Source organism: Caproiciproducens sp. NJN-50, assembly GCF_004103755.1.
Lineage (GTDB): Bacteria > Bacillota > Clostridia > Oscillospirales > Acutalibacteraceae > Caproicibacter.
On record NZ_CP035283.1, the window covers coordinates 1,691,707 to 1,706,651 of the forward strand.

The window sequence follows — 14,945 nt, forward strand, 5'->3', positions numbered from 1 at the left end:
CCTTGTTTTCCCGCGGTACGCTTTACCGTGCTAATAGGATAGCATACTAAAATACTGTTGTCAACTAAAACAGAGACATCTGGCTGCTCTTGGGCAAATCTTTCAGCACTCCGGCCGTTTCAAAGGTTTCAATGACGGATTTTGACACTTTAGACCTGCCCTGCAGGTCATCCACGGAGATATACGGTCCCTTTTTCCCGGCTTCCGCAAGGCTGTTTGCGGCGGCTTCGCCGACCCCGGAAAGCGAGAGGAACGGAAGCCGGATCTTTCCGTCCTCCACCAGAAACTTCTTCGCGTCAGACCGGTGCAAGTCAAGCGGAAGGACTTCGATTTTCCTGGCCAGCATCTCATTGACGATCTGCAGCGTGGAATAGGCGGATTCCTCCTTGGCGGAGGCTTCTTTGCCCTTCATGGCGATTTCGCTCATTTTTCGCCGCACCGCCTCCCTGCCCTGCATCACGAGCGCGCCGTCGAAATCCTCGCCGCGCACGGTGAAGTAAGCGGCATAGTATTCCACCGGGCGGTGGACCTTGTACCATCCAAGCCGAAGGGTCGAAATCATGTAGGCCGCGGCGTGAGCCTTGGGGAACATGTACTTGATCTTCATGCAGGAGTCGATGTACCACTGGGGCACGCCGTGATCTTTCATGGCCTGAATGTAGTCCTCGGTCAGCAGCTTCGGCGCCTTGCCCTTTCGGGTGATCTCCATGATCTTGAACGCCATTTTCGGTTCCAGCCCTTTATGGAGCAGATATGTCATGATGCTGTCGCGCGTTCCGATGACCTCCGAAATCGTGCAGGTCCCGTTCTTGATCAGTTCCTGCGCGTTGCCGAGCCAGACATCCGTGCCGTGGGACAGCCCTGAAATCTGAAGAAGGTCGGAGAAAGTCTTCGGATTGGAGTCGAGCAGCATCTGGCGGACAAAGCTGGTGCCGACTTCAGGCAGCGAAAACGTGCCGGTCTGGGAATCGATATCCTCCGGCTTCACGCCGAGCGCTTCCGTGGAGGTGAACAGGGACATCACCTGCGGGTCGCTCATGGAAACGTCCATCACGGGAATGCCGGTGTAATCCTCCAGATAGCGGTAAATGGTCGGAACATCGTGTCCGAGCTCGTCCAGCTTGCAGATGGTGTCGTGGATGGAATGGAAGTCGAAATGCGTCGTGATGCTGTCGGAGTTCTGGTCGTTGGCCGGGTGCTGCACCGGGCAGAAATCAAAAACTTCCTTGCCCTTCGGCACAACGACCATGCCCCCCGGGTGCTGGCCCGTGGTGCGCTTGACGCCGGTGCAGCCCGCCGCGAGGCGCAGTTCCTCCGCACGGTGCAGCACCAGCCCCTTTTCCTCCTCGTATTTCTTGACAAAACCGAGCGCTGTCTTGTCGGCCACCGTCGCGATCGTTCCGGCTTTGAACACATGGTCTTTGCCGAACAGCGTCTCCGTGTAGCGGTGGGCGCTCGACTGATATTCGCCGGAAAAATTCAGATCGATATCGGGGGTCTTGTCCCCGTCGAACCCGAGAAAGGTCTCGAACGGGATCGTATGGCCGTCCCGGCTATACTCCGCTCCGCAGACGGGGCACTTCTTCGGCGGAAGGTCGAAGCCGCTGCCGATGCTGCCGTCGGTGATGAACTCGCTGTGTTTGCAGTTCGGGCAGACATAGTGCGGGTCCAGCGGATTCACTTCGGAGATTCCCGCCAGATTCGCGACGAAGGAAGAGCCGACCGAGCCGCGCGAGCCGACCAGATATCCGTGCGCAACGGAATCCGCAACCAGCTTCTGCGCGATCATATACAGGATGGAAAAGCCGTGCTTCGTGATGGAACCGAGTTCCCGCTCCAGCCGCTTTTGGACCAGTTCGGGCAGCGGATCGCCGTACAGTTCCTTGGCGCGCGTCCAGGAAATTTCAGTGAGCTGCTCCTCCGCGCCCTCGATGAACGGGGGAAAAGTCCCCTCCGGAATCGGCCGGATTTCCTCGATCCCATCCGCGATCCGGTTTGGATTCGTCACGACGACCTCATATGCCTTTTCCTTGCCCAGATAGGAAAACTCCCGCAGCATTTCCTTTGTGGTCCTGAAATAAAGCGGAGCCTGCTCATCCGTATCTTTGAAGCCGAGGCCCTGCATCAGGATTTTGCGGTAGTCCCCGTCCTTCGGGTCCATGAAATGAACGTCGCAGGTCGCGACGACGGGCAGATTCAGCTTTTCGCCCAGCCTGACCACCGTGCGGTTGAATTCACGGATTTTCTCCTCGTCCGGAACCAGCCCTTCCCGCACCATGAACCGGTTGTTCCCGATCGGCTGAATTTCCAGATAATCGTAAAACGACGCGATTTCGCACAGGGCGGACCACGGCTGCGCGCCGGAAATCGCTCTGTAAAGCTCACCGGCTTCACAGGCGCTGCCGACTATAAGGCCCTCACGGTATTTCAATAATTCAGACTTCGGAATCCGGGGATTTCGATAAAAATAATCCAGGTGTGATTTGGAAATCAGCTTGTATAGATTTTTAAGGCCTGTCTGGTTTTTTGCCAGCAGAATCATATGGTAGGATTTCATTTTTTTGATATCCCCGCCGGCAAGGCAGCTATTGATATCCTGCACCGTTTTCGCGCCGGTATCCTCTTTGAGCTGCTGAACCAGCCTTAAAAAAATCTGCCCGAGCACCGCGGCGTCGTCACAGGCGCGGTGGTGGTTGAACGGGTCGAGCTTCAGATATTTCGCGACGGTGTCCAGCTTCGCGTTTTTGATCCCCTTTAAAAGGGAGCGGCACATCGGAACGGTGTCTATGTAGGTGTTCTCAAATTCAAATCCGCTCCGCCCGGCGGCAATCCGGATAAAGGATGTGTCGAAATCCGCGTTGTGGGCAATCAGCACCGCGTCTTTTCCGCAGAATTCAAAAAATTGCCGCAGAGCCTGGGACTCCGACGGAGCGTCCCGCACCATTTGATCCGTAATTCCGGTCAGCTCCGTGATTTTCGCGGGGATGCCGCGTTCCGGATTGACAAACGTGTCGAAGGAATCTTTGACTTCTCCGTCCACGATGCGGACCGCGCCGATTTCTGTAATGCGGTCGGCGTTAGGGCTCAGTCCCGTCGTTTCAATATCGAAGGAAATGAATTCGCCCGAAAGCTCCCGGTTGTCGCTGCCCTTGACGGCCGGCACCAGATCGTTGACAAAATAGGCTTCCGTGCCGTAGAGAATTTTGATCGGCTGATCTTTCTTTTTCAATTCCTCCGCGGTGTTCATCGCATCCGGAAACGCCTGCACAACGCCGTGGTCGGTCACGGCGACGGCCTTATGCCCCCATTTTGCCGCCCGGCGGATCAGATCGGACACGGAGTTGACCCCGTCCATTGCGGACATGTTGGAGTGAAGATGCAGTTCCACGCGCTTTTCCTGCGCGTCATCCATCACTTCCACCTGCCTGACCGTCGCGATGCTCTTGGGCCGGAGGACGATCTCATGGTCGTATTTATCGTATTCCACATCTCCGCGAACTAAAACGGACATCCCTTTGGCCAGCGTGTCCAGCATTTTGCATTGGGTCGCCATCTCGATGATCTTCAGCGTAATGGAACCGGTGTAATCCGTCACGTTGACGGAATAAATTTTCCGCTGCCTGTCCCGGGTCGCCTTCTGATCGACGGAAAAGATTTCGCCCCAGATGGTGGCGCTTCCGATATCGGGCGTGATTTTGGAAATCGGGATCGGCTTGGCGCGCGGCAGATGTCCGTAAATTTCCCTGGCGCTGTCCGGAATGATGGTCGGATAAAGGGTTTCCCCTTCCCTTACGCTGATGGTTTTTGGGGTCGTTTTTTGCTGAAGGGAACGCTCCGCCGAATCCACATTTTCTGTAATCTCTTCCCTGCGGCGCGCCTCTTCCCTCACGATCTTCCGATTGATGAACGCGGCGGCCCCCGGTTCAGCCGCCAGAACACCGCCGAATTCAACGGCAAGGCTGAGTCCGAACTCCTCGCGGATCAGTCCGGAAAGAAGCCGATCCACGCGGCGGGTCTTCAGAATCTCTCCGCCGCCGTGTTTTAAAGTGATCAGAAGCCTGCCATCTTTCAGTTCCGCAATGGAATCCGTAAAAGTTCCGTTCAGGCTCGCCTCCCGGCGTTTCAATTCGGCAATCAAGCTCGGATAATAATCGGTTGAAAAAGAAGCCTGCGGAAAGGTTGGTTTCACGCAGGCTTTGGAGAGCCGGAGCGGCTTGCAGGAAACAATGCTGCGTTCCACATGGTCCAGTACGTTCCGCTCCACCAAGGCCGGAAAAAGGACGTTGGCCGTGAGCGTCCTGACGGCCGAATCAATCTGGAGGGAAGCGATCGCCCCTTCGCGGACCGGTTCCGGCAGCCGTGAAACATCTATGTATTCATGAAAAAAATCTCCAAACTTCTTCAATGACCTTCATCCTTTACATTTGGTCGATTTCCCCCAGCAGGGCTTCAACCAGCTTATCCTCCGGGACTCTGCGGACGATTTCGCCCTTTTTAAAAATCAGCCCGGCTCCGTCGCCCCCGGCAATCCCGATATCCGCTTCCCGCGCCTCTCCCGGTCCATTGACCGCACAACCCATCAAAGCTACCGTCAAATCCTTTTGAGAACCGGCAAGACGCTTTTCCACTTCATCCGCAATGGAAATCAGGTCTATTTTGGTCCTGCCGCAGGTCGGGCAGGAGACGATCCGAATGCCGCCGCGCAGAGAAAGCGCTTTGAGCAGGTCGATTCCGGCTGCCACCTCGCGCACTGGATCGGCCGTCAGGGAAACCCTGATCGTATCTCCGATTCCCCTCTGCAGCAGGGAGCCGATGCCGATCGCAGACTTCATGATTCCCATCCGTTCGCTGCCGGCTTCCGTCACGCCGAGGTGGAGCGGATAGCCGCACTGGCCCGCGACCAGTTCGTTCGCCTGAATCATCCGGTTCACATCGGACGATTTAATGGAAATGACAATATCTTCAAAATGGGATTTTTCCAGCAAGGCCGCGTGTCGCAGGGCGCTTTCCGCCAACGCTTCCGGAGCCGGTCCTCCGTATTTCGCCAGCAGGTCCTTTTCCAGCGAACCGGAGTTCACGCCGATCCGGATCGGAATTCCGCGTTCGGAACAGGCTGCGGCAACTTCCCGGACGCGTCCGTCCGAACCGATATTTCCCGGGTTGATCCGCACGGCATCCACCCCCGACTCCGCGCACGCGAGTGCAAGCCGGTAGTCAAAATGGATATCCGCCACAAGGGGAATCTTCACCGCTTTTTTGATCGCGGGCACCAGTTTCACCGCGTTTTCATCCGGCACCGCGACGCGCAGGATCTCGCATCCGGCGCGTTCCAGCGCTTCGGCCTGCCGCACATTCCCCGGAATGTCACCCGCGGGCCGGTTCAGCATCGACTGCACTGTGATTCTGGCTCCCCCGCCGACGGCGACGGGACCGACATGAACCGTTCTTGAGATTCTCACGTTCAGCCCAAGCCCTTTCCGGTGATCAGCCTCAAAATATCGCTGTAAGTCACAACCACCATAAAGCCCATCAAAAGGCAGAAACCCGCCGTCTCCACAATTCCGACATATTTCTGCTGCAGAGGCTTGCGGCGAATTGCTTCCACGAGCAAAAACAGAACTTTGCCTCCGTCCAGCGCCGGGAACGGCATCAAATTGACCACGCCGAGGTTGACGGTCAGGACCATAATCATATAGAGAATATTGTCAAGGCCTGCGACAAAGCTCTGGGCAAGCCCCGCGGAAGCCGCCTGGTTGATCGCGCTGACCGCCCCGACCGGACCGGCGACATCGTTGAATCCAAATTTGCCGGTCGCAAATCCGACCAGGCTGTACCAGACCATACGGACGGTGGATACCGTATCCTGAAAGGATTTGGTAATCAGCGTGCCGAAATTCTTTTTTATCGGCATCACATAAAAATCGAGGGTCAGATAATTTTTTCCGTTCACTTTGCGGCTGTTGAATTTCACGTTGTCAAACGCAAGTTTTTTGCCGTTCCTCAGCACTTCGATGTCGACGGAATCGGGATTCGCCGTCGCAAGAGCGAAGCTCAGATCCCGGTCCCCATAGATATGGTAGTGGTCGACGGAGACAAATTCGTCTCCCCGTTTCAGGCCGGCCTGCTGAAGAGCGGAGTTCTGATCGAACTGTGAAATCGTGGTGGAGGAAAACGCGGTTTCCTGCCCCAGAATCGTCATCATCAAAACAAGCCCGAGCAAAATATTCATCAGGGCGCCCATCACGACAACCAGCAGGCGCTTCCATACCGGCTTTTTCCCGAAGGAGCGTTCGTCCCCGCTCTCCTCGTCCTCCCCCTCCATGGCGCAGAATCCGCCGATCGGCAGCAGGCGCAGGGAGTAGCGGGTTTCTTTTCCCTGCTTATGAAACAGGGTGGGACCCATTCCGATCGCAAACTCGTTGACGCGGATCCCGCATAACTTCGCCGTGAAAAAATGACCGAATTCGTGGATAAAAATCATAAAGCCAAACAACAGAACCGCGATGATAATCAGAATTGCTTTTATGATGACACTCACCTCTCAGGGATTCACTGTATGGTAAACGTAACTGCGCGCCCGCGCATCCGCTTCCAGAATTTCTTCCATCTCTTTCACTTGTTCCACATCCGGTTGGCGTTCCGTCGCTTCCCATACCAGGTCGCCGATCTCGCAGAAGGAAATCCGGTGATCCAGGAACAGCTTTACCGCGGCTTCATTCGCCCCGTTCGCCGCCGCAGGCGCGAGGCCGCCGCGCCGCAGCGCGCGCCGGCAGGCTGCAAGGCAGCGAAAGGTTTTTTCATCCGGCCTTGCGAAGCTCAGCGTACCGTATGCCGCAAGGTCGAGCTCCTCCGTCTGGGAAGGAAGCCGTTCCGGCCAGGTGATGGCGTACTGGATCGGAAGACGCATATCCGGCACACCCATCTGGGCGATCACGGACCGGTCCTGGAATTCCACCATCGAATGAATCACGCTTTCCCTCTGCACCAAGACGTCGATTCTGTCGTCCGCTACGTCAAACAGCCGGGAAGCTTCGATCACTTCAAGGCCCTTGTTCATCATGGTGGCAGAATCGATGGTTACTTTCGGTCCCATATGCCAGTTCGGATGTTTCAGCGCCTGTTCCGGCGTCACATCACGAAGCGCCTCGGAGCTCTTTCCAAAAAAAGGCCCGCCGGAGGCCGTGAGGATAATACGGCGCACCGCCCGCTTTCCCGGGCTGCCCTGCAAACATTGAAACACGGCGGAATGCTCGCTGTCGACGGGAAGGATTTTGACATGGTGTTCCTCTGCCTCCCGCATAACCAGGGCCCCGCCGGCCACAAGAGTTTCCTTGTTGGAAAGCGCGACGTTCTTTCCGGCACGGACGGCGGCAAGCGTCGGCTTCAAGCCGACCATTCCGACAACGGAATTGCAAACAAGGCCTGCCGTTGGCAGGCAGGCCGCTTCGCACAGGCCGTCCATTCCCTGCACTACCCGGACGGGCAGGTCTCTGACCGCCGTTTTCAGTTGTTTTGCGGCGGCCGGATCAAAAACCGCGGCGACCTGCGGATGAAATTCCCTGATCTGCCGCTCCAGCAAAGCGACGTTCTTCTCAGCCGCCAGCGCGCAGATTTTCAGACCAAGGCCGCGCGCAACATCCAAAGTCTGGGTGCCGATAGACCCCGTGGAACCAAGAACAGATAAAGGTTGTTTCATTATTATTCACCAAATGTTTCGATTATTGCAATCCCGCGGCAAAATACTCACTGAACAATGGGAAGAACCTGCACAAGGAGATAAACGAAAGGAGCTTCAAAGATCACGCTGTCAAAACGATCCAGAATCCCGCCATGTCCCGGGATGATTTCACTGAAGTCCTTGATATGACAGCTTCGTTTGATCAGCGAAAAGCTGAGGTCCCCCAAAATAGAGATCACCGTTCCAAAAATGCCAATCAGCAAGAGGGGCAGATAGGAAACCCGGACGCTGTAGGCATAATAGATCGCGTGAAACAAGTAGCCGAAGACCAGCATCGCGGCCGTATTGAGCAGAAGGCCGCCCGCCGCACCCTCAATGGTCTTATTGGGGCTGATCGTAGGACAGAGTTTGTGTTTCCCCCAAAAAGTCCCGGCAAAAAAAGCGCCGACATCGGCCGTCCATGCGGAAAAGATCCCGATGATCACATAAAACATGCCGTGCTCGCCGCCGATATCCCGGAGGCTGATGATGGTTCCCAACGCGGAAGGAATCAGCAGGGACATGCTGTAGATGACTCCGACTTCACGGAATGTAATTTCGGAATGGTAAAAAATCAGCGCGGCGAAGATTACGACGGTATATAAAAAATACGCGACATCATGCCGGAAAGGAGTTGAAAGAAACGGAAATACCGCTGAAAAAAGCAGGCTCGGAATCAGAAGAATCAGATTTTTGGCAAGACCCAGCGCGGTGATGATCTCATTGACCGCGAGAACGGAGATAAGCCCAATCGCAAAATTCAAGGCAAGCGGAAGCGTGCTGTTGCAGATGACGATCGCAGCCAAAAAGATAGTCAAGGTAATTGCCGAAGAAATTCTCGTTCTCAATCAAATCCCTCCGAAACGCCTGTTGCGGGCGGCATAGAGTTCCAGTGCCCGGTCCAAATCCTCCGGCCTGAAATCAGGCCAGAGAATATCCATAAAAATAAATTCCGAATAAGCGGACTGCCACAGAAGAAAATTGGAGATTCTCTTCTCTCCGCTCGGGCGGATGATCAGATCCGGGTCGGGCTGGCCGGCCGTATATAATTTTTGTGAAAAAGCCTTTTCGTCAATTTTTTCCGGGGACAGAACTCCATCTTGAACGTCTTGAGCCAACAGCTTCGCCGCATTGAGAATCTCGGCGCGCCCGCCGTAGTTCAGCGCAATATTGAGAACCATGCCAGTTCTGTTTTTGGAAACCTCTGCGGTTTCGTCGATCAATTCTCTCAGACGGGGATCGAAGGCGGTCTCGTCACCCAGAAAACGGACCTGAATGTTTTCATCCAAAAAATTCGTGAGCGCATCGCTGAGATACTGCTTAAACAGCTTCATCAGGGTAAGGACTTCATCCTGCGGCCGCTTCCAGTTTTCCGTCGAAAAAGCATAAACCGTCAAATGCCGGATTCCGATTTTGCTGCAGTAACGGACGATGGTTTTAAAGACCGCCGCGCCGGCCGCATGGCCGGCGGACCGGGGAAGCCCCCGTTTCTTTGCCCAGCGGCCGTTGCCGTCCATAATGATCCCAACATGTGCAGGCAATTCCTTCATCGACATCGATTCTATATCTCCAAAATTTCCTTCTTCTTATTTTCCAAAACCTGGTCCGCTTCTTTGCAGTATTTGTCGGTCAGCTCCTGCGTCTGTTTCTCGGCAGTCTTTAAATCGTCTTCCGTCAGTTCGGAATTTTTTTTCTTCGCTTTCAGCTTCTCCATGGAATCGCGCCGGATGGAGCGAATCGCCACCTTGCACTCTTCCGCCATTTTGCCGATCTCCTTGACCAGGTCGCGCCGCCTTTCTTCCGAAAGCTGAGGAAACGTGAGCCGGATCACCTTGCCGTCGCTTTGGGGATTGATGCCAAGGTCGGAAGTCTCAATCGCGCGTTCGATCACCTTGCAGAGAGAAATGTCCCATGGCTGAATGGTCAGCACGCGCGCTTCGCTGACGGAAACGGCGGCAACCTGACTGATCGGGGTCGGTGATCCGTAATAATCCACCCGGATCTTATCCAGCACGGCGGGATTGGCCCTGCCCGCGCGAATCGCGCCATAATCACCCGAAAGGACGGAAACGCTCTTTTTCATACGGCTTTCCGCATCAGACAATATTTCTTTCATGACTCATCCTCCTTTATATCTTTTACGATGGTTCCGATCGGTTCTCCGCAGACCGCCCGGATAATATTTTCCGGCTGGTCAATGCTGAAAACCAGAATCGGTATGTGGTTATCCATGCAAAGCGAAGCGGCGGTGCTGTCCATGACCTGAAGCCCGCGGTTGAGCACATCCAGAAAGGAAAGGGAACTGAACTTGACCGCGTTTTTGTTTGTCCTGGGATCACAGTCATAAACCCCATCCACCATGGTGGCCTTCAGAACGATATCCGCGTCAATTTCGGCAGCTCTGAGAGCCGCGGCCGTATCGGTGGAGAAGAAAGGGTTTCCCGTGCCGCAGCCGAACACCACAACTCTTCCCTTCTCCATATGCCGGACCGCGCGGTTGCGGATATACGGCTCCGCGATCTGTCTCATCTCAATGGCGGTCTGGACGCGGACCTGGACGCCGAGCTGTTCCAGAGCGTCCGCCACGCCGAGCGCATTGATCGTGGTGGCGAGCATTCCCATATGATCCGCGCGCGTCCGGTCCATTTTTCCGCTGCTGCGCCCGCGCCAGAAATTTCCGCCGCCGACAACAATGCCGATCTGCACTCCCATTTCGGCGCACTCCTTGACCGGTTTGCAGATTTCCAGGACCCTGTCGAAATCGATCCCGTGGGTCTTGGCTCCGGCCAGACTTTCGCCGCTGAGCTTGAGCAATATTCTTTTATATTTTGGCTGCAATTCCAACACTCCTATTCAGTTTCTCTTATTTTACATGATGGATTGTGCAAAGTAAAGCGTTTCATCGCTAAATATAGTTATTCTTGCCAGGTTGCGGCTGACAAAGACAACCCTGGAAAACCTTTTTCAGCCGGTCATAAAAACAGCCGCCCAACTTCTTCACAATTGGCGGCTGGACATCCGTTTCCCAAGCGGTGAAAAACGGATTATTTAGATTTGCTCTTTATGATCCGATTCAACTCGTCCATAAACGTGTTGACATCTTTAAACTGGCGGTATACAGAGGCAAAGCGCACATAGGCCACTTCGTCCACCGTTTTCAGCTTTTCCATCGCATACTGGCCGATCAGGCTCGACGGAATTTCACGGTCCAGCGAATTTTGAAGCATGTTCTCGATTTCGTCGACGATCTTTTCCAGCGTTTCGATGGAGACAGGGCGCTTTTCACAGGCGCGCAAAAGGCCGTTCATCAGCTTATTGCGGTCGAACGCCTCTCTGGATTTATCTTTTTTGATTACGATGATGGGCACCGTCTCAATCACCTCATAGGTGGTAAAGCGCTTGGAACATTTCAGGCATTCCCTGCGTCTGCGAATCCGTTCTCCCTCATCCGTCGGGCGGGAATCAATTACCTTGCTTTCTGCGTAACCGCAATATGGGCACTTCATCGGTCGGATCACCTCTGGCTTATTATACCAATTTTCCTTATCAATATCAAGCGAAACTATGAAATCCTTCCTGTTAATTCTTCAACCACCCGTTTCGCCGCAAGCAGTTCTTCCAAACGGTTAAAGTTGTGCCGGTATACTTCAATAATAAAGTCTCCGCTGTAGTGAAAACTTTTCAGAAGACGCAGCAGCGCCGGATAATCCATGGTCCCGCAGCCGGGAAGCAGACAGTCAAAACCGGGCCTGTTGTCATTCATGTGCACATGGACGATTTGATCCCCCATCGCGGCGCAAAGCCGGAACGGGTCCTGCCCGCCGCGGACCGCCTGCTTGATGTCCAGCACAAACGCGCAGTCCTGGCCGCAGTATTTTTTCATTTTTAAAAGGAAAGCAGGATCGTCGCTCAGAAACTGATTGACATTTTCCTGTGCCACCGTGACGCCGAATTTCCTGCCGAGCTGAAATAAATCTCCGTACCGGTCAAAATACTGCTCCTCTGAAACCGGAGAATGCTTGTCGTTCCTTTTGCCATGAAGGACGAGAAAATCGGCTCCCAGCAAGTTGCAGACCTCCAGGTAGCGTTTGTAAAATTCCAGCCCGTCCTGAAACCTTCTTTCGTAATCGGAAAAAAGGAGAAAGCTTTCATAGCCGGAAGTAAATGGATGCAGCGACTTGACGCGGCTGCCGGTATCCGCGGCTTTCAGCCGGAGATCCCTGACAAAATCCGGTTTCAGTTCACTGAATGTATTGATAAAGATTTCAAATTCATGAAATCCCAACTGCAGCAATGTGGAAAAAGCGTCTTCCAAGAGCATGGGGTACAAACAGGCAGTAGAAATGCCAGCCTTCATAAAACCACCTCTAAATGATTATATCATATCGCCGACGGGGTGAAAAGTCCAGATTAAACCGCCTTGCATCCGGGCATCCTATTATTTGGTCAAGAACCGGGAGGAAGGCTGTAATGAAGCGAAAGAAAAAAAGGAATCTGATTACCGCGGAACTGTTACGGGTCTCCCGGTTAAGCATGGAAGCGGCCGAGCTGGTCCTTCCGGTCATCCGGGATGAAAATCTGAAGTACCAGGTGGAACGGCAGCGGGAAGCATACCGCACCGCCGCAGCGCGGTCCGCCGAGCTTCTCCGGAAAAACGGATTGGATCCCATCGAACAGCCGGATTTAATGGAGCGGGTTCTCCGCGGCTCCATTAAAACGGACACTTTCTGGAACAAGAGCGCTCCCCATATCGCGCAGATCGCCATTCACTGCACGGATGCCGCGATGAAGGATCTGGCCAAAACGATGAACCTGTCCGCCGACGAGGGAACGGAAAGCCGAAAGCTTGCGGAAGAGTTCCTGGACGCGGGGCAAAGGAACATCGACCTTCTGAAGCAATACCTGTAAGAATGCAGGCGGCGTCTGTCCGCTTGATTTCGACCCTCGATTCCGTTATAATAAGGAAAAAGCGGGAATGCCGCGTTCTGCGCGGGTCCGCAGTACATAGGAAGGGCATTGCATGGGCTACCTCAGTGTTGGAAATCTGGCAAAGTCGTTCGGGACCCAAACGGTTTTGAACGGCGTTTCTTTTGAAATACAGGAAAACGACAGGGTCGGTCTTATCGGAAGCAACGGCTCCGGCAAAACGACGCTGTTTAAATTGATTGCAGGAGAATTGAATCCGGATACGGGAACCATCTCCATGGCAGGCAAAACGGCGCTTGGCTATATGGAGCAACATGTTTGCCGCGACCTGGACCGGAGCGCGGTCGACGAGGTTCTGACGGTGTTTTCGCCGCTGATTTCCCAGGAGCGCGAATTGGAGGAAATCGGGCGGACCCTGCGAAGCGGCGCCGCGGACAACCTAGACGCCCTGGTGGAACGCCAGACCGCCCTGAACGACCGATTTATCGCGAACGGCGGCCTGACATTCCGAAGCCGGGCCCGTTCCGCCCTCCTTGGCCTTGGTTTCGCGGAGGAACAGGCCGGGGTTCCTGTGGGAAAGCTGAGCGGCGGGCAGCGCGCAAAACTGCAGCTGGCCAGACTGCTTCTCAGCGGCGCCAACCTGATGCTGCTCGACGAGCCGACCAACCATCTCGATCTTGCGTCCGTCGAATGGCTGGAGGAATTTCTCCTCTCTTCCAAAGCGGCATTTCTGGTCATCTCCCACGACCGCTTTTTTCTGGACCGGGTGACAAACCGGACTTTTGAACTGAAGAATCACAAATTAAGTCTTTACAAAGGAAGCTATACTTCCTATTCGGAACAAAAAGATCACAAGGAACTGTCTTTAAGGCGAAGCTATGAGAATACGAAAAAGGAAATCAACCGGCTCGAAGGCATCGTGGAACAGCAGCGCAGATGGAACCGCGAAAAAAATATCAAAACGGCGGAAAGCAAGCAGAAGATGATTAACCGGCTGGAACAGACGCTTGTAAAACCGGACGCTCAGGAGGAGGCGCTCTGTTTCCATTTCGGAACCGGCCCGCGCAGCGGAAACGACGTGCTGACAACAAAAGGGCTTGACCTGTCGTTTGGGGAAAACCGCCTGTTCCGAAACGTTTCGTTTGACATCCACCGCGGAGACCGGATCTTTCTGATCGGACCGAACGGCTGCGGCAAAACTTCCCTGTTCAAAGTGCTGCTCGGCCAGATTTCCCCCGACCATGGGTTCTGCCGTATCGGGACCGGCGTGAAAATCGGTTACTACGACCAGCTGCAAACCGGACTGAATCCGGAAAAGCGGGTCATTGATGAAATTTGGGATTATTATCCCCGGATGACGGAAACACAGGTCCGCAGCGCGCTCGCGGTTTTCCTGTTTCAGGGGGACGACGTTTTCAAGCAGACCTCCGCGCTCAGCGGCGGCGAACGGGCAAGAGTCCTGCTGCTGCGTCTGATGCTTTCCCAGGCCAACTTTCTCTTGCTGGACGAGCCGACCAATCATCTTGATCTCCCGTCGTGCGAAGCGCTGGAAGCCGCACTGAAGGATTACGACGGAACTCTGTTCGTCATTTCCCACGACCGGTATTTCATCAATAAAACTGCCAGCAGGATCTATGCTCTGAAGCCCGAGGGAGTCGAAGATTGCGGCGAAAGCTACTCTGAATATCTGGACCGGGTCAAGGGAGAGCGATCCGATCCTTTCGTCCGTGAAGTCCGCGGGGACAGCGGCTACAAAATGAAAAAAAAGCAGGAAGCAGCTCTTCGGAAACAAAAATCCGCCATTCTTCGCCTGGAACGGCAGATCGAGCAAAACGAAACTGAAATCGCGGATTTGCAGGAAAAGTTTTCCGATCCCGCCACCGCGAGCGACTACCAGGCGGCAATGGAACTAACGGAAAAAATCGACGCGATGAAAGCGGAAAACGAAAAGCTTTTCGAGGAATGGAGCCGGCTCTCCCAAAGCCAGGAGGCATAAAAAAACAGCGCCGGTCTTTTCGGGCCGCGCTGTACCTCTCATTTTAAGCTTTTACCGGTATGGGATCACATTGGAACTGTTGTAACTGCCTGATAAAATCATCCGCATTATTGCTGTCGACTTCGATTTTCAACGGCTTGGACAAATCAAGGCTGAAAATTCCCATAATCGATTTTGCATCGATTTTGTACTTGTCGGTAGCAAGATTGATCGGAAAATTATAACTGTTTGTCAATGTTACAAATTTTTTCACTGCTTCAATGCTGGAAAGAAGAATCGAAGACGTGTACATACAGTTACCTCCCT

The 14,945-nt window shown here is 54.2% G+C and carries 13 protein-coding genes; 2 read left to right on the forward strand and 11 right to left on the reverse strand.

The window, feature by feature from the left end:
• Positions 1-64: 64 nt before the first annotated feature.
• The 10 genes from EQM14_RS08135 to EQM14_RS08180 all read right to left on the reverse strand — a co-directional run bounded on the left by EQM14_RS08135 (position 65) and on the right by EQM14_RS08180 (position 12,074).
• Positions 65-4,405 carry a PolC-type DNA polymerase III gene (locus EQM14_RS08135; protein ID WP_243112468.1) on the reverse strand — a complete coding sequence of 1,447 codons (4,341 nt, stop codon included), beginning with the start codon at positions 4,403-4,405 and terminating at the stop codon, positions 65-67.
• A gap of 13 nt (positions 4,406-4,418) precedes the next feature.
• Complete coding sequence (gene ispG, locus EQM14_RS08140) at positions 4,419-5,465, reverse strand: flavodoxin-dependent (E)-4-hydroxy-3-methylbut-2-enyl-diphosphate synthase (RefSeq protein ID WP_128742479.1); 1,047 nt, start codon at positions 5,463-5,465, stop codon at positions 4,419-4,421.
• Complete coding sequence (locus tag EQM14_RS08145) at positions 5,462-6,538, reverse strand: M50 family metallopeptidase (protein ID WP_243112469.1); 1,077 nt, start codon at positions 6,536-6,538, stop codon at positions 5,462-5,464. The genes ispG and EQM14_RS08145 overlap by 4 nt, the downstream gene beginning before the upstream one ends.
• A 3-nt stretch (positions 6,539-6,541) precedes the next feature.
• On the reverse strand, positions 6,542-7,696 hold the full coding sequence (locus EQM14_RS08150) for a 1-deoxy-D-xylulose-5-phosphate reductoisomerase (protein ID WP_128742480.1): 1,155 nt from the start codon (positions 7,694-7,696) through the stop codon (positions 6,542-6,544).
• Between the two features lie 47 nt (positions 7,697-7,743).
• Positions 7,744-8,565 (reverse strand): phosphatidate cytidylyltransferase, encoded by an 822-nt coding sequence (locus tag EQM14_RS08155; protein WP_128742481.1) that lies wholly within the window; start codon positions 8,563-8,565, stop codon positions 7,744-7,746.
• A complete protein-coding gene (locus EQM14_RS08160) occupies positions 8,566-9,273 on the reverse strand; it encodes an isoprenyl transferase (protein ID WP_128742482.1) in 708 nt (235 codons plus the stop codon).
• A 5-nt stretch (positions 9,274-9,278) separates the two neighbouring features.
• Positions 9,279-9,833: a ribosome recycling factor gene (gene frr / locus EQM14_RS08165; RefSeq protein ID WP_128742483.1), complete on the reverse strand. Its 555-nt coding sequence runs from the start codon at positions 9,831-9,833 to the stop codon at positions 9,279-9,281.
• Positions 9,830-10,555 carry a UMP kinase gene (gene pyrH, locus EQM14_RS08170; RefSeq protein ID WP_128742484.1) on the reverse strand — a complete coding sequence of 242 codons (726 nt, stop codon included), beginning with the start codon at positions 10,553-10,555 and terminating at the stop codon, positions 9,830-9,832. Before pyrH ends, frr begins: the two co-directional genes overlap by 4 nt.
• Positions 10,556-10,761: 206 nt before the next feature.
• The gene (gene nrdR, locus EQM14_RS08175) at positions 10,762-11,223 is read right to left on the reverse strand and encodes a transcriptional regulator NrdR (protein ID WP_128742485.1); all 462 of its coding nucleotides are present in this window, start codon (positions 11,221-11,223) and stop codon (positions 10,762-10,764) included.
• Between the two features lie 56 nt (positions 11,224-11,279).
• Entirely contained in the window at positions 11,280-12,074 is a 795-nt protein-coding gene (locus EQM14_RS08180) for a sugar phosphate isomerase/epimerase family protein (protein WP_243112470.1), read from the reverse strand.
• 113 nt (positions 12,075-12,187) lie between these two features.
• On the opposite strand from EQM14_RS08180, the gene EQM14_RS08185 reads away from it, so the two are divergent.
• On the forward strand, positions 12,188-12,625 hold the full coding sequence (locus EQM14_RS08185) for a hypothetical protein (RefSeq protein ID WP_128742486.1): 438 nt from the start codon (positions 12,188-12,190) through the stop codon (positions 12,623-12,625).
• Positions 12,626-12,737: 112 nt separating this feature from the next.
• Positions 12,738-14,639 carry a ribosomal protection-like ABC-F family protein gene (abc-f, locus tag EQM14_RS08190; RefSeq protein WP_128742487.1) on the forward strand — a complete coding sequence of 634 codons (1,902 nt, stop codon included), beginning with the start codon at positions 12,738-12,740 and terminating at the stop codon, positions 14,637-14,639.
• Between the two features lie 43 nt (positions 14,640-14,682).
• Here the strand turns inward: abc-f and EQM14_RS08195 are convergent, their stop codons facing one another.
• Positions 14,683-14,931, reverse strand: a complete 249-nt coding sequence (locus EQM14_RS08195) for an HPr family phosphocarrier protein (protein ID WP_128742488.1) — start codon at positions 14,929-14,931, stop codon at positions 14,683-14,685.
• Positions 14,932-14,945: the final 14 nt, after the last annotated feature.